The sequence below is a fragment of the Agromyces mediolanus genome, assembly GCF_044917495.1.
GTDB lineage: Bacteria > Actinomycetota > Actinomycetes > Actinomycetales > Microbacteriaceae > Agromyces > Agromyces mediolanus_B.
On sequence record NZ_JAVSSI010000001.1, the window covers coordinates 1 to 25,489 of the forward strand.

General features: G+C 73.5%; 30 protein-coding genes. 18 read left to right on the forward strand and 12 right to left on the reverse strand.

What is annotated here, in order from left to right:
• Positions 1-165 precede the first annotated feature (165 nt).
• Positions 166-789, reverse strand: coding sequence for a DUF6264 family protein (locus ROT00_RS00005; RefSeq protein WP_404771360.1), 624 nt, complete (start codon positions 787-789; stop codon positions 166-168).
• Between the two features lie 7 nt (positions 790-796).
• On the reverse strand, positions 797-1,828 hold the full coding sequence (gene fbaA / locus ROT00_RS00010) for a class II fructose-bisphosphate aldolase (RefSeq protein ID WP_404771362.1): 1,032 nt from the start codon (positions 1,826-1,828) through the stop codon (positions 797-799).
• 94 nt (positions 1,829-1,922) lie between these two features.
• Here fbaA and ROT00_RS00015 point away from each other — a divergent pair, with 94 nt between their 5' ends.
• The 3 genes from ROT00_RS00015 to ROT00_RS00025 all read left to right on the forward strand — a co-directional run bounded on the left by ROT00_RS00015 (position 1,923) and on the right by ROT00_RS00025 (position 4,606).
• Complete coding sequence (locus ROT00_RS00015) at positions 1,923-3,014, forward strand: fructose-bisphosphatase class II (RefSeq protein WP_404771363.1); 1,092 nt, start codon at positions 1,923-1,925, stop codon at positions 3,012-3,014.
• Positions 3,015-3,157: 143 nt separating this feature from the next.
• Positions 3,158-4,147, forward strand: coding sequence for a class II fructose-bisphosphatase (gene glpX, locus ROT00_RS00020; protein WP_404771365.1), 990 nt, complete (start codon positions 3,158-3,160; stop codon positions 4,145-4,147).
• A gap of 69 nt (positions 4,148-4,216) precedes the next feature.
• A complete protein-coding gene (locus ROT00_RS00025) occupies positions 4,217-4,606 on the forward strand; it encodes a VOC family protein (protein WP_404771367.1) in 390 nt (129 codons plus the stop codon).
• 36 nt (positions 4,607-4,642) lie between these two features.
• On the opposite strand, the gene ROT00_RS00030 is transcribed toward ROT00_RS00025, so the two are convergent.
• Positions 4,643-6,133: a DNA recombination protein RmuC gene (locus tag ROT00_RS00030; RefSeq protein WP_404771369.1), complete on the reverse strand. Its 1,491-nt coding sequence runs from the start codon at positions 6,131-6,133 to the stop codon at positions 4,643-4,645.
• A 77-nt stretch (positions 6,134-6,210) separates the two neighbouring features.
• Positions 6,211-6,828, reverse strand: coding sequence for a 3'-5' exonuclease (locus ROT00_RS00035; protein WP_404771370.1), 618 nt, complete (start codon positions 6,826-6,828; stop codon positions 6,211-6,213).
• A 66-nt stretch (positions 6,829-6,894) separates the two neighbouring features.
• On the opposite strand from ROT00_RS00035, the gene ROT00_RS00040 reads away from it, so the two are divergent.
• The 5 genes from ROT00_RS00040 to ROT00_RS00060 all read left to right on the forward strand — a co-directional run bounded on the left by ROT00_RS00040 (position 6,895) and on the right by ROT00_RS00060 (position 10,737).
• Positions 6,895-7,644: a class I SAM-dependent methyltransferase gene (locus ROT00_RS00040; protein WP_404771372.1), complete on the forward strand. Its 750-nt coding sequence runs from the start codon at positions 6,895-6,897 to the stop codon at positions 7,642-7,644.
• Positions 7,645-7,721: 77 nt separating this feature from the next.
• On the forward strand, positions 7,722-8,795 hold the full coding sequence (ychF, locus tag ROT00_RS00045; RefSeq protein ID WP_404771374.1) for a redox-regulated ATPase YchF: 1,074 nt from the start codon (positions 7,722-7,724) through the stop codon (positions 8,793-8,795).
• 12 nt (positions 8,796-8,807) lie between these two features.
• On the forward strand, positions 8,808-9,434 hold the full coding sequence (locus ROT00_RS00050) for a pentapeptide repeat-containing protein (RefSeq protein ID WP_404771375.1): 627 nt from the start codon (positions 8,808-8,810) through the stop codon (positions 9,432-9,434).
• A 23-nt stretch (positions 9,435-9,457) separates the two neighbouring features.
• On the forward strand, positions 9,458-10,141 hold the full coding sequence (locus ROT00_RS00055; RefSeq protein WP_404771377.1) for an AraC family transcriptional regulator: 684 nt from the start codon (positions 9,458-9,460) through the stop codon (positions 10,139-10,141).
• 56 nt (positions 10,142-10,197) lie between these two features.
• Positions 10,198-10,737 carry a VOC family protein gene (locus tag ROT00_RS00060; protein WP_404771379.1) on the forward strand — a complete coding sequence of 180 codons (540 nt, stop codon included), beginning with the start codon at positions 10,198-10,200 and terminating at the stop codon, positions 10,735-10,737.
• A 25-nt stretch (positions 10,738-10,762) separates the two neighbouring features.
• Here ROT00_RS00060 and ROT00_RS00065 read toward each other — a convergent pair whose 3' ends face one another.
• Positions 10,763-11,305 carry a dihydrofolate reductase family protein gene (locus ROT00_RS00065; RefSeq protein WP_404771380.1) on the reverse strand — a complete coding sequence of 181 codons (543 nt, stop codon included), beginning with the start codon at positions 11,303-11,305 and terminating at the stop codon, positions 10,763-10,765.
• Positions 11,306-11,450: 145 nt separating this feature from the next.
• Here ROT00_RS00065 and ROT00_RS00070 point away from each other — a divergent pair, with 145 nt between their 5' ends.
• Entirely contained in the window at positions 11,451-12,041 is a 591-nt protein-coding gene (locus tag ROT00_RS00070) for a TetR/AcrR family transcriptional regulator (RefSeq protein ID WP_404771382.1), read from the forward strand.
• Here ROT00_RS00070 and ROT00_RS00075 read toward each other — a convergent pair.
• Together ROT00_RS00075 and ROT00_RS00080 are read right to left on the reverse strand one after the other, a co-directional pair.
• Positions 12,026-12,325: a hypothetical protein gene (locus ROT00_RS00075; RefSeq protein ID WP_404771383.1), complete on the reverse strand. Its 300-nt coding sequence runs from the start codon at positions 12,323-12,325 to the stop codon at positions 12,026-12,028. The genes ROT00_RS00070 and ROT00_RS00075 overlap by 16 nt on opposite strands.
• Positions 12,326-12,434: 109 nt before the next feature.
• Positions 12,435-13,043 carry a CGNR zinc finger domain-containing protein gene (locus tag ROT00_RS00080; protein WP_404771384.1) on the reverse strand — a complete coding sequence of 203 codons (609 nt, stop codon included), beginning with the start codon at positions 13,041-13,043 and terminating at the stop codon, positions 12,435-12,437.
• A 66-nt stretch (positions 13,044-13,109) separates the two neighbouring features.
• Here ROT00_RS00080 and ROT00_RS00085 point away from each other — a divergent pair, with 66 nt between their 5' ends.
• A complete protein-coding gene (locus ROT00_RS00085) occupies positions 13,110-14,342 on the forward strand; it encodes an MFS transporter (RefSeq protein WP_404771385.1) in 1,233 nt (410 codons plus the stop codon).
• 18 nt (positions 14,343-14,360) lie between these two features.
• Here ROT00_RS00085 and ROT00_RS00090 read toward each other — a convergent pair whose 3' ends face one another.
• Together ROT00_RS00090 and ROT00_RS00095 are read right to left on the reverse strand one after the other, a co-directional pair.
• On the reverse strand, positions 14,361-14,936 hold the full coding sequence (locus ROT00_RS00090) for a 1-acyl-sn-glycerol-3-phosphate acyltransferase (RefSeq protein ID WP_404771387.1): 576 nt from the start codon (positions 14,934-14,936) through the stop codon (positions 14,361-14,363).
• Positions 14,937-15,018: 82 nt separating this feature from the next.
• A complete protein-coding gene (locus tag ROT00_RS00095; protein ID WP_404771389.1) occupies positions 15,019-15,516 on the reverse strand; it encodes a hypothetical protein in 498 nt (165 codons plus the stop codon).
• Positions 15,517-15,608: 92 nt separating this feature from the next.
• Between ROT00_RS00095 and ROT00_RS00100 the strand changes: the two genes are divergently transcribed.
• From ROT00_RS00100 to ROT00_RS00115, 4 genes are all read left to right on the forward strand, one after another.
• Positions 15,609-16,226 carry an RNA polymerase sigma factor gene (locus ROT00_RS00100; RefSeq protein WP_404771390.1) on the forward strand — a complete coding sequence of 206 codons (618 nt, stop codon included), beginning with the start codon at positions 15,609-15,611 and terminating at the stop codon, positions 16,224-16,226.
• A 120-nt stretch (positions 16,227-16,346) separates the two neighbouring features.
• Positions 16,347-17,687: a hypothetical protein gene (locus tag ROT00_RS00105; RefSeq protein ID WP_404771392.1), complete on the forward strand. Its 1,341-nt coding sequence runs from the start codon at positions 16,347-16,349 to the stop codon at positions 17,685-17,687.
• A 58-nt stretch (positions 17,688-17,745) separates the two neighbouring features.
• Positions 17,746-18,585, forward strand: coding sequence for a DNA-formamidopyrimidine glycosylase family protein (locus ROT00_RS00110; protein ID WP_404771394.1), 840 nt, complete (start codon positions 17,746-17,748; stop codon positions 18,583-18,585).
• A 41-nt stretch (positions 18,586-18,626) separates the two neighbouring features.
• Complete coding sequence (locus tag ROT00_RS00115) at positions 18,627-19,415, forward strand: GNAT family N-acetyltransferase (RefSeq protein WP_404771395.1); 789 nt, start codon at positions 18,627-18,629, stop codon at positions 19,413-19,415.
• A gap of 39 nt (positions 19,416-19,454) precedes the next feature.
• On the opposite strand, the gene ROT00_RS00120 is transcribed toward ROT00_RS00115, so the two are convergent.
• A complete protein-coding gene (locus tag ROT00_RS00120; RefSeq protein ID WP_404771397.1) occupies positions 19,455-19,670 on the reverse strand; it encodes a hypothetical protein in 216 nt (71 codons plus the stop codon).
• Positions 19,671-19,766: 96 nt separating this feature from the next.
• Here ROT00_RS00120 and ROT00_RS00125 point away from each other — a divergent pair, with 96 nt between their 5' ends.
• Positions 19,767-20,627, forward strand: a complete 861-nt coding sequence (locus tag ROT00_RS00125) for an Fpg/Nei family DNA glycosylase (RefSeq protein WP_404771398.1) — start codon at positions 19,767-19,769, stop codon at positions 20,625-20,627.
• 64 nt (positions 20,628-20,691) lie between these two features.
• Positions 20,692-21,270, forward strand: a complete 579-nt coding sequence (locus ROT00_RS00130; protein WP_404771399.1) for a GNAT family N-acetyltransferase — start codon at positions 20,692-20,694, stop codon at positions 21,268-21,270.
• A 1-nt stretch (position 21,271) separates the two neighbouring features.
• Here ROT00_RS00130 and ROT00_RS00135 read toward each other — a convergent pair whose 3' ends face one another.
• Positions 21,272-21,871, reverse strand: coding sequence for a toprim domain-containing protein (locus ROT00_RS00135; RefSeq protein WP_404771401.1), 600 nt, complete (start codon positions 21,869-21,871; stop codon positions 21,272-21,274).
• A 75-nt stretch (positions 21,872-21,946) separates the two neighbouring features.
• Here ROT00_RS00135 and ROT00_RS00140 point away from each other — a divergent pair, with 75 nt between their 5' ends.
• Complete coding sequence (locus ROT00_RS00140; protein ID WP_404771403.1) at positions 21,947-22,783, forward strand: putative protein N(5)-glutamine methyltransferase; 837 nt, start codon at positions 21,947-21,949, stop codon at positions 22,781-22,783.
• Positions 22,784-22,810: 27 nt separating this feature from the next.
• Here ROT00_RS00140 and ROT00_RS00145 read toward each other — a convergent pair whose 3' ends face one another.
• Complete coding sequence (locus ROT00_RS00145) at positions 22,811-23,479, reverse strand: phosphoribosyltransferase (protein ID WP_404771404.1); 669 nt, start codon at positions 23,477-23,479, stop codon at positions 22,811-22,813.
• A 122-nt stretch (positions 23,480-23,601) separates the two neighbouring features.
• Here ROT00_RS00145 and ROT00_RS00150 point away from each other — a divergent pair, with 122 nt between their 5' ends.
• Positions 23,602-25,359, forward strand: coding sequence for a VWA domain-containing protein (locus ROT00_RS00150; protein ID WP_404771405.1), 1,758 nt, complete (start codon positions 23,602-23,604; stop codon positions 25,357-25,359).
• Positions 25,360-25,489 lie beyond the last annotated feature (130 nt).

Consider the following 25,489-nt stretch of genomic DNA (forward strand, 5'->3'; position numbering starts at 1 on the left):
CCCCCCCCCCCCCCCCCCCCCCCCCCCCCCCCCCCCCCCCCCCCCCCCCCCCCCCCCCCCCCCCCCCCCCCCCCCCCCCCCCCCCCCCCCCCCCCCCCCCCCCCCCCCCCCCCCCCCCCCCCCCCCCGCGCTCGGTGGTTCCGCGGCGGGTGCTCGGCCCCGGCGCTACGGGGCCGGCGTCGGCGACGGGGACGTCACGCCGGTGACGAAGTCGACGTACGTCGGGTCGTTCAGCATGACGATCGACAGCAGGACGAGCGTCACGATGAACGACGCCGCGCCGCCGGCGAGCGGGATCCAGAACGCCAGACGCCCCGCGCGCAGGCGCAGCACCGAGAGGCCGAGCACCACCGCGTAGAGCGCGAGCTGGACGATCGTGCCGATGAGGGAGAGCGTCGGGAGCCATTCCGGCGGGGTGAAGGTGCCGACGCCCATCATGTCGTAGCTCAGCTGCATCTGCCTCGGGATCTCCTGCAGCGAGGCCGCCGAGTTCCAGGCACCGAACGCCCCGAAGGCGAGGAGGCCGATCGTGAGGATGCGGTCCCAGCCGGGAGCGCGCTTGGCGGGTGCGGCCGGGGCATCCGCCGGCGCCGCCTGCTGGGGCGGCGGAGCGGGCTCGGCGCGCGCGGGCTCCGCGGGGGCGGCCGCATCGGCCTGCTCCGGCGGCTGCCAGCTCCACCCCGGCGGGGCGTACTCGCCGTACCGCGGACGAGGCCGCTCGTCGCTCGGCGGGGGAGTCGGGGGACCCGGCTCCGACGCGTCGGGACGTGCGGCCTCGTCGTTCGTCATCTCGGCCCTAGGCGCTGATCGACTGAGCGGCCGAGCCGAGCTGGCGGGTCGACTCGCCGACGCGCGCGGCCATGGCCGACTCGGCGACCTTGCCCCAGGCGCGCGGGTCGTACTGCTTCTTGTTGCCGACGCCGCCGTCGACCTTCAGCACGCCGTCGTAGTTCTGGAACATGTAGCCGGCGATCGAACGGGTGAACGCGTACTGCGTGTCGGTGTCGATGTTCATCTTCACGACGCCGTTCGCGACGGCCTCGGCGATCTCGGCGTCGGTCGAGCCGGAGCCGCCGTGGAAGACGAGGTCGAGCGGCTTCGGGCCGGTGCCGTACTTCGCGGCGAGGCCGTCCTGGATCTCCTTCAGGAGCGCCGGGCGGAGCTTCACGTTGCCGGGGGCGTAGACGCCGTGCACGTTGCCGAAGGTGAGGGCGGCCATGTACCGGCCCTGCTCGCCGAGGCCGAGCGCCTCGACGGTGGAGATCGCGTCCTCGAGGGTCGTGTAGAGCGCCTCGTTGGAGCCCTCGTGCTTCACGCCGTCCTCTTCGCCGCCGACGACGCCGATCTCGACCTCGAGGATCGCGTTGATCGCCTTCATGCGGGGCAGGATCTCCTTGGCGATCTCGAGGTTCTCGTCGAGCGGCACGGCCGAACCGTCCCACATGTGCGACTGGAAGATCGGGTTGCCGCCGGCCTTCACGGCCTCCTCGGAGGCCTCGAGCAGCGGGAACACGAAGTCGGCGAGCGCCGGCTTCGGGCAGTGGTCGGTGTGCAGCGCGACCGTGATCGGGTACGACTTCGCGACCTCGTGGGCGAAGCGCGCGAACGCGAGCGCGCCGGTGGCGCGGGCCTTCACGGTGTGGCCGGCGAAGTAGTCGGCGCCGCCGGTGGTGACCTGGATGATGCCGTCGGAGCCCGCCTCGGTGAGGCCCTGCAGCACCGCGTTCAGCGTCTGCGAGCTCGAGACGTTGAACGCCGGGAACGCGAAGCCCTTGGCCTTGGCGGTGTCGAGCATCTCGGCGTACTGCTCGGGAGTTGCGATGGGCATGGAAGCTCCTTCGTGACGACAGCGGGATCGGCTCGAGTCTACCGAGTTCGCGCGCCGCGCCCAGGGCTGCGCGGGCGTCCGCCAGGATGATGGCGTGATCGTTTCGTTCGATGTCGCTCCGCTGACGGACCCGCTTCTGGCCGCCGCCGTCGCCGCGGCGGCGGGCTGCCTCCCGCTCGTCGGCGGCGGTGACGGGGACGCGCTCGACGGGGCGGCGGTGGCCGCGATGCGCCGGACGCTCGCCGCCGCCCCGGTGGACGGCCTCGTCGTCGTCGGCGAGGGCGAGAAGGACGAGGCGCCGATGCTCCACCTCGGTGAGCGCTTCGGGCGCGGCGCCGCTCCGGTGGACATCGCCGTGGATCCCGTCGACGGCACCCGGCTCGCCGCTGCGGGCCGGCCCGGGGCGATGGCGGTGATCGCGGCGAGCCGGCGCGGCGCGTTCCTCGACATCGGGCCGGCCCACTACCTCGACAAGCTCGTCACCTGGGTGCCCGGGATCGGGATCGCGGATGCCCCGGCCGGCGAGCTGCACCGGGTCGTTCCCGCGCTCGTGGCGCGTGCGGCCGAGCTGCGCGGCGTCCCGGCGTCGGAGGTGCGCATCGCGGTGCAGGACCGTCCGCGGAACCGTGCGCACGCCGAGGCGGTGCGGGACGCCGGGGCCGGGCTCGTGAGCTTCGAGCACGGCGAGGTCGAACGGAGCCTGCGGGCGCTGCACGGGGGACCGGGTACCGCGGTGACGGCAGCGGCCGCTGCGGCCGCGGCGGCTGCCCCGGGCGAGACCGGCGGCGCGGCGGCGGGGATGGATGCCTCGGACGGGCCGCTCGACGCCGTCCTCGGCATCGGCGGAGCCCCGGAGGGGATCATCGTCGCCGGGGCCGCCCGCGCGCTCGGCGGTTCCATGCTGGCTCGGTTCGCGCCGCAGTCGGCCCGCGAGGCGGAGCGGGTGCGCGGAGCGCTCGGCGCTCCGGGCACGGCGCCGGAGCGGGTGGTCGCGCTCGACGAGCTCTGCGGCGCCCCGGCCGAGGTCGTGGTCGCAGCGGTCACGGCGTGCGAGATCGGGGTCCGGCTCGAGGGCGCCTCACGGATCGCCGGGGGAGTGCGGGTCGCCTGGTGGTCGGCCGCCACCGGCCGGGACGGACGCATCGACGTGCGCGTCGGCTCGGACCGCGACTTGCCCGCTGGTTAAGAACGGGCGAATTTGCACGCTCGTGCACGCCGAATCCCGGGCCCGTCTCGCCGGGGATCGTTAGGCTCGAAGCGGCGGGAACACCGCCGATCGGCGCGCCGTGAGACGACCCGCGGCGCAGATGCGTCCTGGAGGACCCCCTCATGAGCAACGAAGCCAGCCTCTTCCACCACCCCGACCGCAACCTGGCGCTGGAGCTCGTGCGGGCGACGGAGGCGGCGGCCATCCGGGCGGTGCCGTGGATCGGCAAGGGCGATAAGAACGCGGCCGACGGCGCCGCGGTCGACGCCATGCGGGCGTTCCTCGCGACGGTCGACTTCGACGGAGTCATCGTGATCGGCGAGGGCGAGAAGGACGAGGCGCCGATGCTCTTCAACGGCGAGCGCGTCGGCTCCGGCAACGGCCCCGCCTGCGACATCGCGGTCGACCCGATCGACGGCACCTCGCTGACCGCCGCGGGCCGTTCGCACGCGCTCTCGGTGCTCGCCGTCTCCGACCGGGGCACGATGCTCGACGCGTCGAGCGTCTTCTACATGGACAAGATCGTCACCGGCCCGGCGGGCCGCGGCGTGGTCGACATCCGCAAGCCGATCGGCGAGAACATCCGGGCCTACGCCGCGGCGATCGGCAAGGACGTCGCCGACATCCGCGTCGCCGTGCTCGACCGTCCGCGCCACGAGCAGCTCATCGCCGACATCCGTGCCGCGGGCGCCGGGACCCGGCTCATCCTCGACGGCGACGTCGCGGGCGGCATCAACGCGGCCCGCCACGACTCGCGCATCGACATGTGTGTCGGCATCGGCGGCAGCCCCGAGGGCATCACGACGGCCTGTGCGGTGAAGGCGCTCGGCGGCTTCATGCAGGGCCGGCTCGCGCCGAAGGACGAGGAGGAGCGCGCCCGCGGGGCGGCGGCCGGCCTCGACGTCGACGCGGTGCTCGAGCTCGAGGACATGGTGCGTGGCGACAACACCTTCTTCGTCGCGACGGGGGTCACCGACGGGGCGCTCGTCGCGGGTGTGAAGCGCGAGGGCGACTACATCACGACCGAGTCGGTGGTGCTGCGCTCGAAGTCGGGCACGCTGCGGCGCATCCAGGCCGAGCACCTCGCCTCGAAGTGGCTCGACGAGGACTGATCGTCCACCCCCTCGACGCGTCCCGCCTCGCGTGCCAGGCTGTGCCCTGGACCGATCGAGGAGGATGCCATGATCGAGATTCGGGACGCGTTCCCCGGCTTCGCGGTGCGGGACGTCGAGGCGGCGCTCGCCTTCTACCGTGACGTGCTGGGGCTGAATGTCGAGGAGTCGATGGGCGGCTTCCGCTTCGCGCTGCCGTCGGGGCAGGGCGTGTTCGTCTACGGGAAGCCGGACCATGCGCCCGCGCCGTTCACGATCCTGAACTTCGAGGTCGACGACCTCGACGCGGCCGTCGACGCGCTGAACGCGGCCGGGGTGGTGACGAAGATCTACTCGGGCGAGCAGGACTACGGCACCGACGAGCGGGGCATCGCGCACGGGCGCGACGTCGGGATGGGGCCGGACATCTGCTGGTTCCGGGACCCCTCCGACAACGTGCTCAGCGTGCTGCGCAGCTGAGCGGCCGAGCAGCGACTGAGCCGGCGGGCCGTCGGCTCAGTCGTCGTCGCCGAGGCGGGCGCGGATGCCCGCGTCGATGTCGGCGAAGACGTCGAGCTCGTCGGCGGGTGCGGCCGCGCGCTCCGCGTGCGGCTCGAGCAGCTCGGCCTCGGCGACGGCGTCTGCCGCCTCGACCGCGGCGTCGTCTCGCTCGGCGGGGATCGCCGTGGTGAACTCGTAGGCCGTGAGCTCGCGCGGGCTCTCCTCGATGCCCTCGAGCGTGGCGAGCACCTTCGTCTCGTCGAGCGCCTTGAGCTTGCGCGCCGTCGGCAGCACGCGCGACTCGAGGGAGCCGACGAAGGTGTTGTAGTCCTTGACGGTGCGCTCGATGGTGCGGCCGAGCTTCTCGATCTGCCCGGCCGTGGTGGCGAGCCGGCCGTAGAGCTCCCGGCTGAGATCGAAGAGGGTCTTCGCCTCCTTCGTGAGCACGTCCTGCTGCCAGCTGAACGCGACGGTCTTCAGCACCGACCAGAGGGTCACGGGCGACGCGAGCGCGACGCGCTTCGAGAACGCGAACTCGAGGAGCGAGGGGTCGGCCTCGAGGGCGCTGGAGATGAGCGACTCGCTCGGGATGAACGCGATCACCATCTCGGGGGAGGCGCCGAGCCCCTCCCAGTACGTCTTGCCGCCGAGGGCCGTGATGTGGTCGCGCACGGCCTTGACATGGTTCTTCATGAGGCTCTCGCGCCGGCCGGCGTCGGTGCCGGTCGCGGTCGCCGGGATCTGGCTCGCCTCGAGGTAGGCGTTGAACGGCACCTTCGCGTCGACGGCGATGTGCTTGCCACCGGGCAGGTGGATGACCATGTCGGGGCGGCCGGCCCCGGCATCCGTGGTGACCGAGTGCTGGGTGTCGAAGTCGACCCGTTCGATGAGGCCGGCGGCCTCGACGACGCTGCGGAGCTGCGTCTCGCCCCAGACGCCGCGGGTGCTGTTGGAGCGCAGCGCCGAGGCGAGCGACTCGGCGGTGGAGCGCAGCCGCTCCTCGTTCTCGGCGGCGATCTTCAGCTGCTGGCTGAGCTCGCCGTGCTGCTGGTGGCGCTGGGTCTCGAGCGCCGTGACCTTGCTCTGCATCTCGGTGAGGGTCTGCTTCACCGGGGCGAGGGCTTGGAGCACCTTGCTGTCTCCGGCCTCGCGCTGCTCGCGCTCGCGCCGCTCGAGCTCGTGGCGCTCGACGATCTCGCGGTACTGCGCCTTCGCGCTGAGGATCTGCTCGCGGAGCCCGTCGGCGGTCGCCTCGAACGCGGCGAGCTCGGCGCGGAGCTCGGCCTGGGCGCGCTGCTCGTCTGCGAGGAGGCGCGCCTGCTCGGCGGCGTGCTCGGCCTGCAGCGAGGCGAGCTGCGCCTCGTGCCGCGCGGCGACGAGCGCCGGGTCTTCGACGGGCGGGGCGTCGGGGGAGCCCGCTGCGCGTCGCGACGCCAGGACCCACATGGCGAGGGCTCCGAGGGCGGCGCCGACCACGAGGCCGATGATGAGCAGCAGGATCTCCATGCCGACAGTGTCGCAGCCGCCTCCGACATCGCGGCCGAGGCGCCCGGCGAGCCCGGCTTCCGGCGGGCCTGCGGCCGCTACTGCAGCGCCATCGGCCCGTGCGCCGCCTCGCGGGCCTTCGTCGCGCGCGCGCCGAGCGCGCCGACGCGGACGCCGGTGACGTGCGCGAGCCGCTCCAGGTCGTCGGCCTCGTGCCGCTTCGCCGCATGGGCGACGATCGCCGCGCACGCCTCGGCGTCGTCGAGCGCGTTGTGGTGCGAGAAGTCCTCGAAGCCCGCCGCCATCGCGGCGACCGGGAGCCGGTAGGAGTCGAGGTGGTACGTCTTCCGCGCCACCTGCAGGCTGCAGAGGTAGCGGTGGTCGGGCACCGGCAGCTCGAGCACGGCGCAGCTCTTCTCGATCACGCCCATGTCGAAGCCGGCGTTGTGCGCGACCAGCCAGTCGGCGCCCGCGAACTCGCGGAACTCGGCGAGCCGATCGCCCCAGCCGGACGCCTCGGCGACCATCTCCGGGGTGATGCCGTGGATGCGCACGTTCCACTCGGCGAACTCGTCGTGCGGGAACGGCGGGCGCAGCAGCCAGTACTCCCGCTCGACGACCCGGCCGTCGCGCACCTTCACCATGCCGATCGAACAGGCGGAGGCTCCAGAGGAGTTCGCGGTCTCGAAGTCGATGGCGGTGAAGTCCACTGGCATGCGGGCATCGTCGCACGGGCCCCCGACGGTTGACGGATGCCTCGCCGCGGGCGTGGAATGGGAGACATGAATCCGGGGGACGACGAGACGCAGCGGCACGCGCGGTCGTTCGGCGACGCGGCATCCGTCTATCAGGCCGCGAGGCCCGGCTACCCGGCCGAGGCGGTCGCCTGGCTGATAGGCGACGCCGCCCGGGTGCTCGACCTCGGCGCGGGCACGGGCAAGCTCACGCAGGCGCTCGTCGCCCTCGACCGCGAGGTGATCGCCGTCGACCCCGTCGAGGAGATGCTCGAGGAGCTCGAGGTCGCGGTGCCCGGCGTCCCGCGCATCCTGGGCACGGCGGAGGACATCCCGCTCGAGGACCGCTCGGTCGACGCCGTCGTCGCAGGGCAGGCCTGGCACTGGTTCATCCCCTCGCGCGCGGTGCCGGAGATCGCCCGGGTGCTGCGCCCCGGCGGCGTGCTCGGGCTCGTCTGGAACAGCCGCGACACGAGCGTCGGCTGGCTGAAGGAGGCGGGCGAGATCATGCACGAGCGGCACGACGCGAGCGCGAGCTTCGAGCAGTACGTGCGGATCGGCGCGCCCTTCGGCCCCATCGAGGAGCACACCGTCGACTGGACCGCGCGGATGAGTCGCGCGGGGTTCCTCGACCTCGTCCGCTCCCGCTCGTACTTCATCACCTCGAGCCCCGGCGCGCAGCGCGACACGATCGCCCGGCTCGAGCGCCTCTTCGCGAGGCATCCCGACCTCGCCGGTCGCGACGAGCTCGAGGTGCCGTACCGCACCCGCTGCTTCCGCGCCCGCCTCGGCGGCTGACGCCGGACAGGCTCCTCGCGCGGCCCGGGCGGATGCCGACCGGGCGGAACCGCGCGGCACCGGTACGATAGAGCCCCGTGGCTCTCACTATCGGCATCGTCGGCCTGCCCAACGTCGGCAAGTCCACCCTCTTCAACGCCCTCACCAAGAACCAGGTGCTCGCGGCGAACTACCCGTTCGCGACGATCGAGCCCAACGTGGGCGTGGTGAACCTGCCCGACCCGAGGCTCGAGACGCTCGCCGGCATCTTCGGCTCCGAGCGCATCCTGCCGGCCGCGGTGTCGTTCGTCGACATCGCCGGCATCGTGCGCGGCGCGAGCGAGGGCGAGGGCCTCGGCAACAAGTTCCTCGCGAACATCCGCGAGGCCGATGCGATCGCGCAGGTCGTCCGCGGCTTCACCGACGGCGACGTCGTGCACGTCGACGGCAAGGTCGACCCGAAGTCCGACATGGAGACGATCAACACCGAGCTGATCCTCGCCGACCTCGAGACGCTCGAGCGGGCCATCGTCCGCTACGAGAAGGAGGTCAAGGGCAAGAAGCTCGACCCCTCCGTGCTCGCCGCGGCCAAGGAGGCGCAGGAGGCGCTGCAGGCCGGCACTCCGCTCTCGGCGACGAAGATCGACCTCGAGCCGGTCAAGGAGCTCGGTCTGCTCACCGCGAAGCCCTTCATCTACGTGTTCAACGTCGACGAGGGCGTGCTGACGGATGCCGCGCGCAAGGCCGAGCTCGCCGCGCTCGTCGCCCCGGCGGAGGCGGTGTTCCTCGACGCGAAGATCGAGTCGGAGCTCATCGACCTCGACCCCGAGGACGCCGCGGAGCTCCTCGCCTCGACCGGCCAGGAGGAGTCGGGCCTCGACCAGCTCGCCCGCGTCGGCTTCGACACCCTCGGCCTGCAGACCTACCTCACCGCGGGGCCGAAGGAGTCGCGCGCCTGGACCATCCACAAGGGCTGGAAGGCCCCGCAGGCGGCGGGAGTCATCCACACCGACTTCGAGCGCGGCTTCATCAAGGCGGAGGTCATCTCCTTCGCCGACCTCGTCGACGCCGGCTCGGTCGCGGAGGCCCGCTCGCGCGGCAAGGCGCGCATGGAGGGCAAGGACTACGTCATGCAGGACGGCGACGTCGTGGAGTTCCGCTTCAACGTGTGATCGACTGAGCGGATGCAGCCGACGACGCGCCAGGTGCGGGAGCGCTGGACGCCCGAGCTCACGAGTGCGTTCGAGCGCGAGCTCGTTCTCGCCGCGCAGCGGCCCGGGGCATCGTTCCCGGAGTCGCCGTTCGGGACGACGGAGGCGGGGCTGGTCGACGTGCGCGGCGCGCGGCTGACGACCCCGATCCGCTACCTCCGCGCGGTGGGTGTCGACCTGTCGGATGTCGTCTTCGCCGACGGGGCTTCGGTCACCGAATCGGAGCTGGAGGGGTGCGTCCTCGACCGCATCGACATGCGCGGCGTCTTCGTCAGGCGCCGCTTCGTGGACTGCAGCTTCGTCGGGGCGAAGCTCGCGGGCGCTCGACTGGGCGGCGTGTTCGAGGACTGCGACTTCTCCAGTGCGACGCTGTCCCGCTCCGTTGCGTCCGGCGCGAGGTTCGAACGGTGCACGTTCACCGGCGCGAGTCTCCGAGCCGTGATGTGGACGACGCGCTGCGTCTTCGCGCACTGCGAGTTCGAGGGCGTCGCCTCGTTCACCGGTTCCGTCGCCGGCAGCGTGTTCATCGGCCCGACGGCGCCAGATCTCAGCGGATGCATCGTCGACCACGTCCGCTACGAAGACGGACTCCCGGGGTGAGCTGCGCACCGATGGGTGAACGCGTGTACGAGGAACGGCATCCCGAATCGCCCGTGATCGAGTGCGTGTGGCAGGCGCGTGCGACGAAGGATGAGCGCTACCTGGTCGCGGCGGTCGAGTATTGGGATCTGTGGTTCGCGCGCGAGCCGGATGGATCGCTGCTCGCCGGTCTGTCGGGCCCGACGCTCGGACACCGCTGGATCCGCTCGACGATCGGTGAGCACAGCTGGGGTGTGCAGTTGCAGGCGCACGTCGTCCTGCCCGGCGTGAGCAAGCAGCTGCTGCTCGGCGGGGAGCAGCAGCTCGTCGTCGAGGAGGGCCGGGTCGTCATCGCGCAGCACGCCCTGCCGTTCCCGGAGTTCGGGGATCTCGAGGCCTTCACAGATCGGCTGCTCGAGTTCGACGTGCTGCGCGGCGACGACGAGGTCCGGCGGATGCTCTCCGGCGACGACGCGGGCTACTCGGAGCGGCACCGGCAACGTCGTGTCCGGGCTGCGACGGGGCTCACGCGCAAGCAGATCGCGCAGCTGGCCCGGGCGCGGGACGCGTACGCGCTGTTGCTCCAGGGCGTACCGCCGGTCGAATGCGCTGCCCGTTGCGGCTTCGCGGATCAGGCCCATCTCACCCGCTCGCTGCGCGCGTTCCACGGCCGGACCCCGGCGCAGGTGCTGTCCGGACGAGGTTGGCGGAATCCTTCAATACCGTGACCCGGCTGGATGATGCACTGGGGACATCGCATCCACCACCAGGACAGGAGCACACGATGTCTGCACCCGCCGCCCCCGAGGGATATGCCACCGTCAACCCCTTCATCATCACGACGGACGCCGCCGAGCTGACCCGGTTCGTGATCGAGGTGTTCGGTGGCGAGGAGCGCGCCGAGGCCCGCACCATCGACGAGGACGGGCTGCTCCTGCAGGCCGAGGTCCGCGTCGGCACGACGACCGTCATGCTCGCCGAGCGCAAGCCGGACTGGCCGTTCACTCCGAGCCTGCTCCAGGTCTACGTCGACGACCTCGACGCGGTGCTCGAGCGCGCGCTCGCGCGCGGCGCGCGCCTCGTCACGAAGCCGACCGACTTCTTCGGCACGCAGTTCGCCCGCGTGCAGGATGCGAGTGCGAACCTGTGGTGGATCTGGCAGCACGGTGAAGCGGCCTGGGACGCGCAGGACGCTGAGGGCGAGTGGGGGGTCGAGAGCGCCGACGAGGGATGGGGCGAGGTCTCGCCCGAGCTCGCCTACATCCACGACACGTTGCTCGAGGCCATGGCCGCTCTGAGGGATCCGAAGGACTCCCGCGGCTGACCCGCGCGCCGGCCGGCGGCGCAGGTCACCGCAGCACCCGGTACCGCAGGTGCGTCTCGCTCGCGTACGCGGAGGTCTCGAGGCGTTCGAGCTCGATGCGCCGCCCGAGGCCCGCGAAGAGCGAGATGCCGTCGCCGAGCAGCACCGGCGCCACGTCGAGGTGGAGCTCGTCGACGAGCCCGAGCTGCAGGCACTGCCGCGAGATGCTGCCGCCGAGCAGGCTGACCCAGCGGTCGCCGGCGGATGCCGAGGCCGCCGCGACGGCCTCGGCGATGTCGTCGACGACGAAGGTGTAGGTGGTGCCGTCGCGCTCGATCGGTGCATGCGCGCGGTGGGTCATGAGGTAGACCGGCACCTTCAGCATGCCGCCGTAGGGCTGTTCGTCGTCCTCGATGGTCTGCGAGCGGTTCGCGCCCCCGACGATGGCTCCGATCCTGCCCATGACCCGCTGCACGACCAGGTCGTCCTCGGGGGCGGAGGGCCTGCCGAACATCCAGTCGACCCCGCCGTCCGGGTCGGCGAGGAATCCGTCGAGGGTGATGGTGGCGTGGACGATCACGGTGGACATGGCGCACTCCTGACGACGACGGCGAGAGGTGAGTCGAGCGACTCATAAGTACCACGGTACGTTCGCCGGTGATGGTGAGTCAAGAGACTCACCATTCTGCGATACTGAAGCCATGGCACGCGGCAGCTCCTCCTACCATCGCGAGATGGCCGCGGCGAAACGCGAGTCGGTGCTGGCCGCTGCCACCGAGCTGTTCCTGGAGGGCGGATACGACCGCACCTCATTGGCGCGCATCGCGGAGCAGGCGGGCGTCTCCAAGGCCACGCTGTTCAAGCAGTTCCCGACCAAGGCGGCGTTGTTCGAGGCGACCGTGCTCGCTGCCGGGGCAGCATCGGATCCGGCGTCGATCGTCGTGCCGGCGGAGGACTTCCGTGCCGGCCTCGTGACACTCGGACGGGCCTATGCGGAACTCGTGACGCGCCCCGAGATGACCGCGCTCATGCGGACCGTGATCGCCGAGTCGCCCCGGTTCCCGGAACTGCGGGAGCGCACCTTCGACTTCGGCACGCTGCCGGTGCTCGCGGCGCTCGGGTGCTACCTCCGCGATGCCCACGCGGCGGGGCTCGCCGACATCGACGATCCGGATGCGGCGTCCGCGCAATTCCTCGGGATGATCGCATCGTCGGTCTTCTGGCCCCGTCTCGTGCACGGCACCTGGTCGATCACCGACGAGGAGCAGGAGCGGGTGGTCGTGGAGGCAGCTCAGACGATCGTCGCCCGCTACGGCGCTCGCTGACGGGCGGGCGCGGCCAGCGCGACGACGTCGGCCCGCGACCAGGAGAGGTCCGTCGGCGGCATCTCGGTCACCGGCCACCTGGTGCGCTTGCGCGGCCGGTCGTACCAGACCCAGTGCTTCGGGACGACGTGGATCGCCCGGGCCAGGACCGGGGCCCGGCCCGGATCGCCGTACACGACGTGCACCACCGACGCCGTGTCGTTGCCGCCCCACACGCCCGCGCTGCGCATCCCCGTCCGCGCGAGCTCGTCGGCATACCGCACCGGCAGGTCGGCGTACCGCACCGGATCCGGCTCCCGAGGGAGGATCACGATCGGGGCGCGGAAGCAGTACTCGAGCCAGCTGTCGATCCGGGTCGTATCCCGAACTCGCCGCGCCCGTCGAGCCCGGCGGCTACGCCGGCGTCGTGGCCGCGAGCCGCGCGCGCTCCGCGTGTGCGCGCACACGGTTGCGATTGCCGCAATCGGCTGAGCTGCACCAACGCCGGTTGTGCTGGCGGGAGGTGTCGAGGAAGACCCAGCCGCAGTGCCGGTCCTCGCAACGGTGGAAGCCCGAGACGGCCGGGGAGGCGAAGAGGCGCGCGAGCTCGAGGGTGAGCAGATGCCTGGGGGTGGCGAGATCGAGCGTGCGCGGATGCCACGACCAGGCGCCGTCGTCGCCGCGCTCGAGGCGGCTCGCGGCCTGCGTCTCGGGGAGTTCGCGCCCGAGGGCGGCAGGAGACGACGTGTCGCCGACGAGCGCGGCGTAGCTGTCGTCGCGGAGGGTCAGGATGCGGGAGTGCTCCGCCGCGGCGCGCTCCGGCTCCGCCGCGGCGAGGCTCGCGAGCCGATCGGCGTCGGCGGACGCGAGCAGTTCGAGCTGTCGGAGCCAGGCCAGCGCGTGGCGGTAGCTCGTCAGGCGCTCGCTGCGCCGTTCGGGATCGAGTCGCCAGTCGACCGTGTTGAAGAAGTCGACGGCGGGGTCGCCGCCGAGCCGCGAGACGGCGAGCTCCGGCATCCGCATCGCGCGCTCCTCTCGTCGTCTGCTACGTTCCTGCTAATGATCATGATACTGATAGAGAGTTAGTGGATGCCGAAGCGCTCCGGCTTCGCCGCGCTCTGGGCCTCCCAGGCGACCTCCAACACCGCCGACGGCATCCTCGCCGCGGCCGCCCCGCTCCTCGTGGCCTCGATCACGCGCGACCCCGTGATCGTCGCCGGCATGACCGTGGTGCAGTTCCTGCCCTGGCTCGTGTTCACGCTGCCGGCCGGGGCGCTCACCGACCGGATGGACCGCCGGAAGCTCCTCGTCGCCGGCAACCTGCTCCGGGCGCTCGGCTTCGCCCTCCTCGCCGCCTCGCTCGCGGCCGGCTGGCAGAGCGTCTGGCTCCTCTACGCCGCCGTGTTCGTCGCCGGCACGGCCGAGACGATCGTCGACAACGCCGCGCTCACCGTGCCGCCGCGGCTCGTGCCGCGGGCGCAGCTCGAACGGGCCAACGGGCGCCTCTTCGCCACGCAGTCGGTGGTGAACACCTTCGTCGGTCCGCCGATCGGGTCCGTGCTCATGGCCGTCGCGGCGACCCTCGCCTTCTTCACGAGCGCCGGGCTCTTCGCGGTCGCTGCTGCCGCTGCCCTGCTCCTGCCGCAGCTCCGGCCGACCGTGCACGAGCCGGATCCGACGGGCGCCGGGGAAGCCCCGCCGCGGAGCTCCGTGCTCGCCGACATCGCCGCGGGCTGGGGCCACTTCTGGCGGCACCGGCTGCTGCGCCGGGTCGCGCTCATCTCGGCATCCTTCAACTTCTTCGGCACGGCCACGGGCGCCGTCCTCGTGCTGCTGGCGACCGGCCCCCTCGGGGTGCCCGAGGCCTGGTACGGCCTGTTCATCGCCGTGCCCGCGGCCGGCGCCATCCTCGGCTCGCTCGTGGCGGAGCGCGTCATCCCGTGGATCGGCGGCGGGCCGGTGATGTGGGCGGCGGCGCTCGTGCCCGCGGCGAGCTTCGCGGTGCTCGGGCTGAGCACGAATCTCGCGCTGGTGCTCGTCGGCATGTTCCTCGCCGCCGTCGCGACCGCCTGCAACCAGATCGTCGTCTCGACGCTCCGCCAGGCGGCCGTGCCCGACGCGCTGCTCGGCCGGGTGACCGCCGCCTACCGGCTCATCGTGCTCGGAGCGGTGCCGTTCGGCGGGCTCGCCGGCGGGGTGCTCGCGAGCGCATTCGGGCTGCAGCCGACGTTCGTGATCGCGGCGGTCGGGCTCGCGCTGGCCGCGGTGCTGCTGATGCCCGGTGTGACGACAGCGGCGCTGCGCCGCGCCGAGCTCGACTGAGACCGGCGCCTCCGGGGCTCAGCGGAGCGCGTGCTCCTCGCGCAGCCGCGGCTCGACCCGGAGCTCGGGGCGGAGACCGGCCTTATCGGCGTAGAACGCGCGGATCCGGTCCATGTCGGCGGAGAGATCGTCGCCGAGCTCGAACGTCGGACCGAGGCCCGTCGTCATCGTCGTCCGGTCGACGAAGCCGAGCGTCACCGGCATCCCGGTCTCCCGGGCGATGCGGGCGAAGCCGGACTTCCAGTACTCGTGCGGGCCCCGCGTGCCGTCGGGCGTGACCACGAGGCCGAACACCTTCCCCGCACGCACCTCGGCGACCACCTCTGCGACGACCCGACCCGGGTCCGCGCGATCGACGGGGATGCCGCCGAGCCGGCGCATGAGCGGTCCGCGCCAGCCGGCGAAGAGGCTCTTCTTGCCGAGCCAGCGCACGTCGATGCCGAGTCGCCAGGCGATCGCGAGCATGAGCACGAAATCCCAGTTCGAGGTGTGCGGGGCACCGATCAGCACCGTCGGTCGGCTGGGGGCGGGCGACCCGGTCAGCGTCCAGCGGCTGCAGGCCCAGAAGACGCGGGAGACGAGTCGTCGGAACATCTCTCAACCGTACGGTGCCGGGCATGCTCGCCCGCGTATGCGTCGAAGCGGCCGGGCCCCCGTGCGTCGAGCCCGGCGCGGCTCAGCGCGCCGCGAACAGCGCGGCGGCGAGCGGATGCCGGGGCCCGTCCACCCCCGCGAGCTCGGCGAGCAGGGCGGGGAGGTCGTCGGCGACCGTGGTCGTCTCCTCGAACTCGGGCTCACGGCCGTGCACGACCCGACCGTCCGAGGCGATCGCGAGGTACTCGTAGTCGTCGCGCACCGAGTGGAGGAACGGGAGGTGGCCCGCCCAGAACGCGGTGACGGCCGCGGCCTGCTCGGGACCGGCGGCGGCCTCGAGGCTCAGCCGTTCGAACTCGTTCCAGGCGAAGGCGGACTCGGAAGTGCCGAGGTAGTCCTCGACCGAGAGGAACCACACGTCGTCGTCGGCGTTCGAGAGCCGGCTGAACGACACCGACCAGGCGCCGAATGCGGCGGGGAACCCGAGCAGACGGCGCGGGACCGGGCGTTGATCGTCGAGCGGCGGGCCGTACACCCAGCCGGCCCGGCGGAGGGCGTCGATCGTCGTCGCGAAGTCCATCGCTCTCGACCCTACGGGGTGCCGCGACGCGCCCGCGCCACCTTTCTCGCGAAGTCGTGCAAGACTCTGGCCGGACGCGACACAAACAGGGCGTGAAGCGCGCGAGCACCGACGAGATCGCCCCGGACGAGGGGGAGCCGATGCCCGAGGACCTGGCGGGTCGCGATCCGGCGGGTCGCCCCGAGCCGAGTGCGAGCCCGGCGGACCCGCCCGAGCCGCTCGACGAGGGGACCTGGTTCGAGGCCGTCGTCCGCGAGCACGACGGCGCGATCGTGCGCTACTTCGCGCGTCGCGGGCCGAGGCAGGACGCCGAGGATCTCGCCGCCGAGGTGTTCACCACCGCGTGGCGCCGACGGGCGGACGTCCCGCGCGACGCCGTGCTGCCGTGGCTCTACCGCACCGCTGGCTTCACGCTCGCGAACCACCGGCGGAAGCTCGTCGACCTGCCGGTCGAGACCGTGCCCGAGCGCGGCACGAGCGCCGTCTCCGAGGACCCGGAGCTGAGCCTGCTCTTCGACGCCGAACTCCGCGGCGCGCTCGAGAGCGTCGGCGAGCGGGACCGGCGCATCCTGCTCCTGCACGCCTGGGAGGGCCTCGACGGCGACGCCCTCGCCGCGACCCTCGGCATCAGCCGATCCGGGGCGGATGCCGCGCTCTCGCGCGCCCGGAAGCGGCTGCGCGAGGCCTGGGGCGAGCGGCTCTCCTTCTGAGCCCGGGCCGATGCGCGCCCCGCGCCGGCTCGACGGGCCATCCTCCCGCTGCAAGCTCCGGCGCACCCACGACATATTCCTGATGACGGCGGCTCCGGCCCCGCGAGGAGAGGCGAGGAAATGAACGACGACGAGAAGAACGACGCACAGGACCCGATGGCGCGGCTGCGCGCCGCGGACCCGGCCGCCGGCATCGAGCCGCGCGCGGGCTTCGCCGAGGACACGATCGCCGCGGCGACCGGGGCCGGCTCCACCGCCGGGTCCGGCGCGGATGCTGGAGCTGCAGCGCCGGTGACCGAGCTCGGCGCCGAGCGCGCGAAGCGGCGGCCGCGCTGGCTGCCGATCGCGGCGGTCGCCGCGTCGATGCTCGTCCTCGGCGGTGGCGCCGGGTACGCCGTCGCCGCGCTCGGCGGGCAGGGGAGCGGCAGCACGCTCGCCGGCGCCCCGCCGATCTCGCTCTCGAACGGATCAGGCGGGGCGCAGGAGGGCGCACAGGGCCAGGTCGGCGCCGGTCAGCCGGGGGTGGCGCAGGACAAGGCCATGGCCGGCTCGGGCGCGTACGACTCGATGCCCTGGGGCTGGGGGCGCAACCACTTCACCTCCTCGGGGCTCTCGACCGACGCGGGCAGCGCCGCCGGCTACGCCTTCGATCCGGGCTCGGCGGCGAACGCCGAGACGATCGGCGCGCTCGCCGCGGCCCTCGGCGTCCAGGGCGAGCCGGTCCTGAAGGACGGGAGCTGGTCGGTCGGCTCGCAGGACGGCACCGCGCCGTCCCTCTGGGTGAACCTCGACGGGGCACTGAGCTTCTGGTACTCGAACCCGGCGGTCTCGCCGTGGAGCTGCATGAAGGAGGACGGCTCCGACTGCACGCCCACGGGCACCCCGCCGAGCGAGGAGACCGCGATCGCCGCGCTCCGCTCGGTGCTCACGGCCACCGGCCGCGACGCGGACGCCTTCGCCTACGACTCCGAGATCTGGGACGGCGCGATCACCCGCACGGCGCAGGCCTGGCCGATCGTCGACGGGCAGCGCATCGACCAGGCCTGGTCGATCGAGCTCGCCGAGGAGGGCACCGTGTCGATCTCCGGCGCGCTCGCCCCGATCGTCGGACTCGGCGAGTACCCGGTCGTGAGCGCCGACGAGGCGTTCGGGCGCCTCTCCGACCCGCGGTTCGGCGCGCAGCGCACGGGCGACGTGATCGCCCTCCGCGCCGACGACACGACGGGCGCGGAGACCTGGGTCCCGCCGACCGCCCCGCCCGCGACGCCGGGCGAAGGGGCCGCGGTGTCGTGGCCGGTCACGGAGGTGCACATCGTCGAGGCCCGGCTCGGGCTCGCCAGCCAGTGGCAGGCCGACGGCAGCGTGCTCATCGTGCCCGCGTACGAGTTCACCGACGCGGACGGCGGCACGTGGTCGGTCATCGCGGTCGCCGAGGACGCGCTCGACTTCGCGACCGAGTAGCACCGGCGGGGCCGCCCGCTCGCGTGACGCCGTCGGCGGGACGTGAGAGGGTGGCCCCATGCCGGAGTCGCCAGAGGTGCAGGCGCTCGTCGAGGAGCTCGGCGAGCGCACCGTCGGTCGCGTCGTCCGGGAGGTCGACGTGCTCGAGTTCCGGGTGGTGAAGACCCGGCGGAGACCGCCCGCCGAGCTCGTCGGCGCTCGGGTCGCGGGCGTCGCCCGGCACGGGAAGCACGTCGACGTCGGCTTCGACGACGGCCGGCATCTCGTCGTCTCGCTCGGTCGGCACGGTTGGGCGCGGTGGGCCGGGGCGGATGCCGCGGCCGACGCGCCTCCGGTCCTCCTCACGATCGGCTTCGACGACGGGCCTGCGCTCGAGTTCACCGACGCCGGCGGCTGGGTGTCGCTCGGGGTCTCGGTCGTCGACGACCCCGCGGAGGTCTCCGCGATCGCGAAGCTCGGGCCCGACCCGGCCGCGCCGAGCTACTCCCGAGCCGACTTCGACCGGGCGTTCGCCGGGCGCCGCAAGCAGACGAAGGCGGTGCTGCAGGAGCAGGAATCGATCGCGGGCATCGGCAACGCCTATTCCGACGAGATCCTCTTCCGGGCGAGGCGGTCGCCCGTCGCCCACGCCGCGAGCCTCGACCCGGCCGAGCTCGACGCGCTCTTCGCGGCGACCGTCGGTGAGATCACCGAGGCCATCGCGGCGCGTCGCGGCATCCCGATCGCCGAGCTCAAGGCGGCGAAGGTCGCCACGATGCGGGTGCACGGACGCACGGGCGAGCCGTGCCCCGGATGCGACGGCACGATCCGCGACTTCGCCTTCGCGAGCACCGTCGGCCAGTACTGCCCGAACTGCCAGACCGGCGGGGAGCTGCTGCCGGCGCCCGCGGGCGGCTGAGCGGACTTGCATCCGCTGCCGCCCCGGCCCAGCATGGCGGGGTGGAAGATCGCGCAGCACTGCTCCTCGCCTACGACGACGAACTCCGCACGGACGCGGAGGTGCGCGGCGCGGAGGAGGTCGAGCGGCTCGGGCCGCTCCTCGTCGCGCGGTTCGCCGGGGGCCGCGGATTCGTGAGCTATCGGGACCTCGGCGACGCCTCCGCGGAACGGATCCGCGACCTCGTCGCCGAGATCGCCCGTCGCTTCGCCGCCGACGAACGCATCGTCGAGGCCGAATGGAAGACGCGCGGGCACGACCGCGCGCCGGGCCTGCACGAGGCGCTCCTCGCCGCAGGGTTCGTGCCCGAGGAACCCGAGTCGATCATGGTGGGCGAGGCCGCCCGTCTCGTCGCCGACGTCGAGCTGCCGCCCGGCGTCGTGGTGCGGCCCGTCGTCGAGGAGCGGGAGGTGCGCGCGGCGAGCGCCGTGCAGGACGAGGTCTTCGGTGCGCCGGTCTCCGAGGTCCGGGCCGACGAGCTGCTCCGCAAGCTCGCGAGCGGCGACGGCACCGAGGAGTGGATCGCCGAGGTCGACGGGCGGATCGTCAGCGCGGGCCGGATCGAGCCCGTGCCCGGCACGCGCTTCGCGGGCATCTGGGGTGGCGCGACGCGCGCCGAGTGGCGCGGCCGCGGAATCTACCGGGCGCTGACCTCGGCCCGGGCCCGCTCGGCGCTCGTGCAAGGCAAGACGCTCATCAACAGCGACTCGACGGAGTTCTCGCGGCCCATCCTCGAGCGGTCGGGCCTCGTGAAGGTGTCGACGACGACGCCGTACGTCTGGCGACGCTGACCGCGCAGCCGAGTCAGGCGGCCGGGAAGGGCGGCCCGCTCAGGCGGCGTGGGAGAACGGCGCGACGAGCACTCGGCTGACCGCCTCGGGTGCGGCGGTGAAGCGGCCGGCGGCGCCGTCGGCGGTGGCGTACTCGACGCGGATGCCGCGGCCGATGCGCCGGATGCGGGTGATCTCGTAGTGGCGACCCCTCGTGTTCACGAGCGTGTCGCCCACCCGCAGTTCGCGGGTCTGCCGGAGCTCGATGTCGTTCATGATGAGAGTGTCTCAGCACCCACTGACATTCGGATCCCCCGGATCGGCCGGCGTCCACGGCTTCCGGATGTCGGCGGCTGATGGCAGCATCGAGGCATGCCGGAGCTTCCCGAGGTGCAGGCGCTGACGGCGTTCCTCGACGAACGCACGACCGGGCACGCCTTCGTCTCCCTGCGCGTCGCGGCGATCTCCGCCCTGAAAACCTTCGATCCGCCGCTGTCGGCGCTCGACGGGCGCACGATCCTGCAGGCGCGGCGGCACGGCAAGTTCGTCGACCTCGACACGGGGGAGCTGCACCTCGTGTTCCATCTCGCGCGGGCCGGCTGGCTGCGCTGGTACGACGCGCTGCCGGCGACCCCGGTGAAACCGGGCAAGTCGCCGCTCGCGCTCCGGGTGAAGCTCGACGACGGCTCGGGCTTCGACCTCACCGAGGCGGGCACGAAGAAGTCGCTCGCCGTGTACGTCGTGCGCGACCCGGCCGAGGTGCCGGGCATCGCGAGACTCGGTCCCGACCCGACGGCCGCCGAGTTCACGCTCGCCGACTTCGCCGCGGTGCTCGACGGCCGGCGCACGCAGATCAAGGGGCTGCTCCGCGACCAGTCGGTGTTCGCCGGCATCGGCAACGCCTACTCCGACGAGATCCTGCACGCCGCCCGCATGTCGCCCTACGCGCTCGCCGCGAAGCTCTCGCCCGAGCAGGTCAAACGGCTCTACACCTCGATGCGCGACACCCTCGCCGAGGCGGTCGCCGAGGCGTCCGGCAAGCCGCCCGCCGAGCTGAAGGACGCGAAGCGGCGCGCCCTCCGCGTGCACGGCCGCACCGGTGAGCGCTGCCCAGTCTGCGGCGACACGATCCGCCAGGTGATCTTCGCCGACTCGACCTTCCAGTACTGCCCCGGCTGCCAGACGGGCGGCAAACCGCTCGCCGACCGGGTGCTCTCCCGCCTCGTGAAGTAGGCGCGCGGCGATGGCAACCGCGACGCGGCTGCGGCATCCGCCCGGCACTGCGAGACTGGGACGGATGACGACCGCGACTGTGTCCTGGCCCCGCTCCGCGGGCCCGCTCGAACTCCGCCAGCCGACCCCCGAGCTCCTCGACCGCGTGCTCGAATGGCGCAACGATCCCGAGGTCACCCGCTGGCTGCTGAAGACCACCGTGGAGCCGGAGGCGTTCCGCACCTCCTGGCTCGACGGCGTCGCCGACCCGGCGGACCATTCCGGCATCGCGATGCTCGGCGACGAGGTCGTCGGCACGGCCTCGCTCTGGCTGAGCGACGGGATGGGGCAGAGCCACGTCCCGGACGGGCCGTGGCGTTCCGCCGAGGCCGGCATCGGCTACCTCGTCGCGCCGGGGTACGCGGGCCGCGGGTACGCCACCGAGCTCGGACGGGCGATGCTCGCGCTCGCCTTCGACGAGCTCGGCGTGCACCGGGTCACCGCCGGCTGCTACGCCGAGAACGTCGGTTCCTGGCGCGTCATGGAGAAGCTCGGGATGCGCCGCGAGCAGCACGGCCTCCGCGATTCGTGGCATGCCGAACTCGGCTGGGTCGACGGGTACAGCTACGCGATGCTCGCCGAGGAGTGGCGGGCGGCCGGCTGAGTCAGCCGAGCTCCCGTTCCACCCGGTCGAGGAGGGCGCGCAGCGGCGCGGGCGTCGTGCGGGCATCGAGCCGTTCGGCGAGGCGTTCGGCGAGCGCCCGCTTGCGACCGGCGCCGCTGCCCGCGAAGCGGTGCAACTGCGCGGCCCGCGGCCGATCGCGCCACTCCGGCTGGCGCTGGAAGGTCGCGAAGCGGCCGGTCTCGCCGAGCTCGCGTACGGCGTCCTCGACGACGTCGGTGCCGAGCGCGCGGATGAGTTCGTCCTCGAGATCGCGGACGCACACGAAGAAGCCGCGCCGTTCGAGTTCCGCACGGTCCGGCAGTGCCCCGTCCGGGGCGAGCGCGGCGGCGACGACCCGCTCCTCCGGCGCGTCGGCGAGGCCGACGAGGCGGGTCGTCGGGTGCGCCGAGCGGAGCTCGGTGACGACCCGACGGATGTTCGTGACGCCCCGCAGGGAGATGAGCGCGGCGCCGTCGGGCCCGCCCTCGAGGCGGAGGCCGCGCGCCGAGGCGAGTCGCTCGACGACGACGGCATCGCTGTCGCCCTCGACCAGGATCGCGACGCGGGAGGAGGGACCGCCGTCGAGATCGAATCCGCCCATGTCCGGAAGCCTGGCAGGCCGGTGCCCGCGACGCCAGCCCGATCGGCACCGCGGTCGGTGGGGCAGGATGGTCGCGTGACGGCATCCGGATCCCTCCCGAGCACTGCGGAGCTCGCCGCGCGCCTGCGCCTCGCCGGCTGCGTGTTCGCGGAGGACGAGGCGGCACTCCTCATCGAGGCGGTCCGCGGTGGCGGAGCCGACGGCGGCGGTGCCGGGGCGGCCCGCACCGAGCGGCTGGAGCGGCTCGTCGCCCGTCGCGAGGCGGGGGAGCCGCTCGAACAGCTCCTCGGCTGGGCGGAGTTCGACGGGATCCGGCTGCTGCTGGAGCCCGGGGCGTTCGTGCCGCGGGCCCGCACCCAGCTCGTCGCACGGCGGGCCGTGCGCCTCGCACGCGCCGTGGATCCCCGTCCGGCCCGCGTGCTCGACCTGTGCTGCGGCGTCGGGGCGATCGGCGCGGTCGTGCTCCGCGACGTCCCCGACGTGGAGCTCGTCGCCGTCGATCTCGACGAGGCCGCGGTCGCCGCCGCCCGACGGAACCTCGAGCCCATCGGCGCCACGGTGCGCCGCGGCGACCTGTTCGCGGCCGTGCCCGAGCGCTTCGCCGACGGCTTCGACGTCATCGCGGTGAACGCGCCGTACGTGCCGACGGGGGAGATCCAGCACATGCCGCCGGAGGCGCGCGAGCACGAGCATCGGCTGGCCCTCGACGGCGGCCGCGACGGCCTCGAGCTGCACCGGCGCATCGCAGCGGAGGCCCCGCGTCGGCTGCGGCCCGGCGGCGCGCTCGTCATCGAGTGCGCCGAGCGTCAGGCGGAGGCATCCGCCGCCGTGTTCGCCGCCGCCGGGCTCGCGGTCGTCGTCCTCCGCGACGAGGAGCTCGACGCGACCGCCGTCCTCGCCAGCACGGACTGAGCTGCGGCGCCTGCGGCGAGGACGCGCTCACCGGCCGCGCGCCCGGCGGAGCAGCTCGTCGACCTCGGCGTCGGCGGTCTGGGTGAACTCGACGTACCAGCTGCCGACGGCGTGGAACACGGCCGGGGCTGCCACGGCGACGATCTCGTCGAGGCCCTCGAGCTCGGCGAGCGCCTGCGGCGCGGCGACCGGCACGGCGAGCACGAGCCCGGCGGCGCCGAGCGCCCGGAGGACCCGCGCGGCGGCCGTCGCCGTCGCCCCGGTCGCGACGCCGTCGTCGACGAGGACGACCGTCGCGCCCTGGACGATCGGGGTGCCGGCGTCGCCGCCCCATCGTGCCGCGCGCCGTTCGACCTCCGCGGACTCGCGGGCCACGATCTCGGCGAGCTCGGCCTCGTCGACGCCCGCGTCCGAGCGGACCGCGTCGTTCCACACGACGACCGCGGTGGCGCCGGCTCCCGTGCCCGCCTGGCCGACCGCGCCCATCGCGAGCTCCGGCTGTCCGGGAACGCCGAGCTTGCGCACGACGACCGCCTCGAGCGGCGCGCCGAGAAAGGTCGCGACCTCCACGGCGACGGGGATGCCTCCGCGCGGGATGCCGACGACCACGACGGGTGCCGGCCAGGCGTCCAGCCGGTGCAGCAGTGCCTCGCCGAGCAGCCGCCCGGCGTGAGCCCGATCGCGGAACGGTTCCATGACGATCTCCGTCGTGCCATCCTCGCACGATCCCCTATGCTGTTCTCGTTCTCTTCCCCCTCGAACGGGGGAGCCCGTTCGAGGGGCGCCGGCGATGCGGCCGGCGCTCGCCTGGAGTGCACGTGGGACGACATAGCGACCCGGTACCCGAGCCGGGAATCCGATCGCGCCGTGACGCGAGACTCGCGGAACGCCGCGGCACGGGCGGCGGACGCCGCCGCCGCGCCCTCATCGCGGGCGGCGCCGCGCTCGCCCTCGTCGTCACGGGCGGCGCGCTGTGGGCGGGCGGGATCCTCGCGCCGGGCGCGGAACCCGCCGCCGCGAAGACCTGCCCGGAGCCGCGGGCGATCGTGATCGTGGCGGATCCGTCCATCGCCGGCGCCGTGCAGGAGACCGCGAAGCGCCTCGACCGCGACCCCGACGCCTGCCTCGCCCCCGAGGTGATCACCCAGGACTCGGCCGACACCGCCGCTGCGCTCGCCGCCGGCGAGTTCACCGGAGACGCGTGGATCCCGGACTCCAGCGTCTGGGTCGCCCGACTGAGCGCTCTCGCGCAGGCGCTCGGCCGGCAGGCGCCCGTGCTCGACTCCCAGGGCTCGGTCGCGGTGTCGCCGGTGGTGCTCGCCGCCCCCAGCGCGACGGCGGAGGCCTTCTCCGCCCCGCCGAGCTGGAGCGCCATCCGCGACCGCACCCTCACGGCCCTCCTCCCCGACCCGGAGGCGAGCGCCGCGAGCCTCGCCGCGCTCTCGGCCGTGCGCGCGGTGTCCGCACCCGAGGAGCCGCGGCAGTTCGCCGCCGCGATGCTCACGCTGGGCCGCGTCATCCCGGCGTCGGCCGATGCCGCGATCTCCTCCGCAGGAGCCGGCGACGTCGTGGTGATGAGCGAGTCGGAGGTCGCCCGGCACAACCGGGAACGGCCGGCGCAGCTCCTCGTCGCGAGCTACCCCGCGGACGGCACCGTGGTGCTCGACTACCCCTTCGTGCGGGTGCCGGCCGCCGGATCCGGCTCCGCGGACGCGATCCAGGCCGCGCACGCCGACACCGCCGAGGGCATCGCCGCGTTCGAGGCGGCGCTCAGAGCCGAGGCCGGGCCGCTGCTGCACGCCGGACTCCGCCGCCCGGACGGCTCCGGCACGATCACGACCTCCGGGGTGAGCCCGCAGCTCCCGTTCCCGGACACGGTGCTCGCGACCGCGCTCGAGGCCGAGTCGCTCGGCGCCGGGCAAGTGGATCTCCTCCGCGAGTGGGGCGTGATGACGCTCCGCTCGCGCATGCTGGCCGTCATCGACGTCTCGGGCTCGATGGCCGATCCGGCCGGCGAGGGGCTCCGCCGCATCGATCTGTTCCAGCGCGCAGCCGGTGGTGCGCTCGCGCAGTTCTCCGGCGAGGTCGAACTCGGCGTCTGGGTCTTCTCCACCGCGCGCGACGGTAACCGCGACTGGGAGGAGCTCGCGCCGATCGCCCCGCTCGCCGACACCGGGCATACGGCGAAGGTGATGGGCGTCGTCGACTCCCTGCCCGAGCGGCTCGGCGGCGCCACCGGGCTGTACGACACCACGCTCGCCGCCGTCGACCGGGTGCGCGAGGGATACGACCCGGAGAAGATGAACTCGGTGCTGCTCATCACCGACGGGCGGAACGAGGACGACAACGGCATCGAGCTCGACCGGCTCCTCTCCGAGCTCGCCGCCCGCCAGGACCCGGAGCGCCCCGTGCCGGTCATCATGGTCGGCTTCGGCCCCGACACCGACCTCGAGGCCATGCAGCGCATCGCGGCGGTGACCGGCGGCGCCGCGTACACGGCCACCCGGCCGGAGGACCTCGGCATCGTGCTCGTCGACGCCCTCTCGCAGCGCGCCTGCCGCCCCGACTGCGGCTGAGCGCTCGGGCCGCCGCCGCAGAGGCAGCGAGCCGGCGGCCGGAGACGGCGACGGCGGCCGGCGACGGAGGCGGCGGCCGGAGACGGCGACGGCCTCGGCACCCATCGGTGCCGAGGCCGTCGCAGCCGTG

What these genes read in the sequence shown, in the direction of transcription:
- ROT00_RS00005 (WP_404771360.1), bottom strand. Translation starts at nt 789, where the DNA reads ATGACGAACGACGAGGCCGCACGTCCCGACGCGTCGGAGCCGGGTCCC.
- fbaA (WP_404771362.1), bottom strand. Translation starts at nt 1,828, where the DNA reads ATGCCCATCGCAACTCCCGAGCAGTACGCCGAGATGCTCGACACCGCC.
- glpX (WP_404771365.1), top strand. Translation starts at nt 3,158, where the DNA reads ATGAGCAACGAAGCCAGCCTCTTCCACCACCCCGACCGCAACCTGGCG.
- ROT00_RS00025 (WP_404771367.1), top strand. Translation starts at nt 4,217, where the DNA reads ATGATCGAGATTCGGGACGCGTTCCCCGGCTTCGCGGTGCGGGACGTC.
- ROT00_RS00030 (WP_404771369.1), bottom strand. Translation starts at nt 6,133, where the DNA reads ATGGAGATCCTGCTGCTCATCATCGGCCTCGTGGTCGGCGCCGCCCTC.
- ROT00_RS00035 (WP_404771370.1), bottom strand. Translation starts at nt 6,828, where the DNA reads ATGCCAGTGGACTTCACCGCCATCGACTTCGAGACCGCGAACTCCTCT.
- ROT00_RS00040 (WP_404771372.1), top strand. Translation starts at nt 6,895, where the DNA reads ATGAATCCGGGGGACGACGAGACGCAGCGGCACGCGCGGTCGTTCGGC.
- ROT00_RS00050 (WP_404771375.1), top strand. Translation starts at nt 8,808, where the DNA reads ATGCAGCCGACGACGCGCCAGGTGCGGGAGCGCTGGACGCCCGAGCTC.
- ROT00_RS00060 (WP_404771379.1), top strand. Translation starts at nt 10,198, where the DNA reads ATGTCTGCACCCGCCGCCCCCGAGGGATATGCCACCGTCAACCCCTTC.
- ROT00_RS00065 (WP_404771380.1), bottom strand. Translation starts at nt 11,305, where the DNA reads ATGTCCACCGTGATCGTCCACGCCACCATCACCCTCGACGGATTCCTC.
- ROT00_RS00070 (WP_404771382.1), top strand. Translation starts at nt 11,451, where the DNA reads ATGGCCGCGGCGAAACGCGAGTCGGTGCTGGCCGCTGCCACCGAGCTG.
- ROT00_RS00080 (WP_404771384.1), bottom strand. Translation starts at nt 13,043, where the DNA reads ATGCGGATGCCGGAGCTCGCCGTCTCGCGGCTCGGCGGCGACCCCGCC.
- ROT00_RS00085 (WP_404771385.1), top strand. Translation starts at nt 13,110, where the DNA reads ATGCCGAAGCGCTCCGGCTTCGCCGCGCTCTGGGCCTCCCAGGCGACC.
- ROT00_RS00090 (WP_404771387.1), bottom strand. Translation starts at nt 14,936, where the DNA reads ATGTTCCGACGACTCGTCTCCCGCGTCTTCTGGGCCTGCAGCCGCTGG.
- ROT00_RS00095 (WP_404771389.1), bottom strand. Translation starts at nt 15,516, where the DNA reads ATGGACTTCGCGACGACGATCGACGCCCTCCGCCGGGCCGGCTGGGTG.
- ROT00_RS00105 (WP_404771392.1), top strand. Translation starts at nt 16,347, where the DNA reads ATGAACGACGACGAGAAGAACGACGCACAGGACCCGATGGCGCGGCTG.
- ROT00_RS00110 (WP_404771394.1), top strand. Translation starts at nt 17,746, where the DNA reads ATGCCGGAGTCGCCAGAGGTGCAGGCGCTCGTCGAGGAGCTCGGCGAG.
- ROT00_RS00120 (WP_404771397.1), bottom strand. Translation starts at nt 19,670, where the DNA reads ATGAACGACATCGAGCTCCGGCAGACCCGCGAACTGCGGGTGGGCGAC.
- ROT00_RS00125 (WP_404771398.1), top strand. Translation starts at nt 19,767, where the DNA reads ATGCCGGAGCTTCCCGAGGTGCAGGCGCTGACGGCGTTCCTCGACGAA.
- ROT00_RS00130 (WP_404771399.1), top strand. Translation starts at nt 20,692, where the DNA reads ATGACGACCGCGACTGTGTCCTGGCCCCGCTCCGCGGGCCCGCTCGAA.
- ROT00_RS00135 (WP_404771401.1), bottom strand. Translation starts at nt 21,871, where the DNA reads ATGGGCGGATTCGATCTCGACGGCGGTCCCTCCTCCCGCGTCGCGATC.
- ROT00_RS00145 (WP_404771404.1), bottom strand. Translation starts at nt 23,479, where the DNA reads ATGGAACCGTTCCGCGATCGGGCTCACGCCGGGCGGCTGCTCGGCGAG.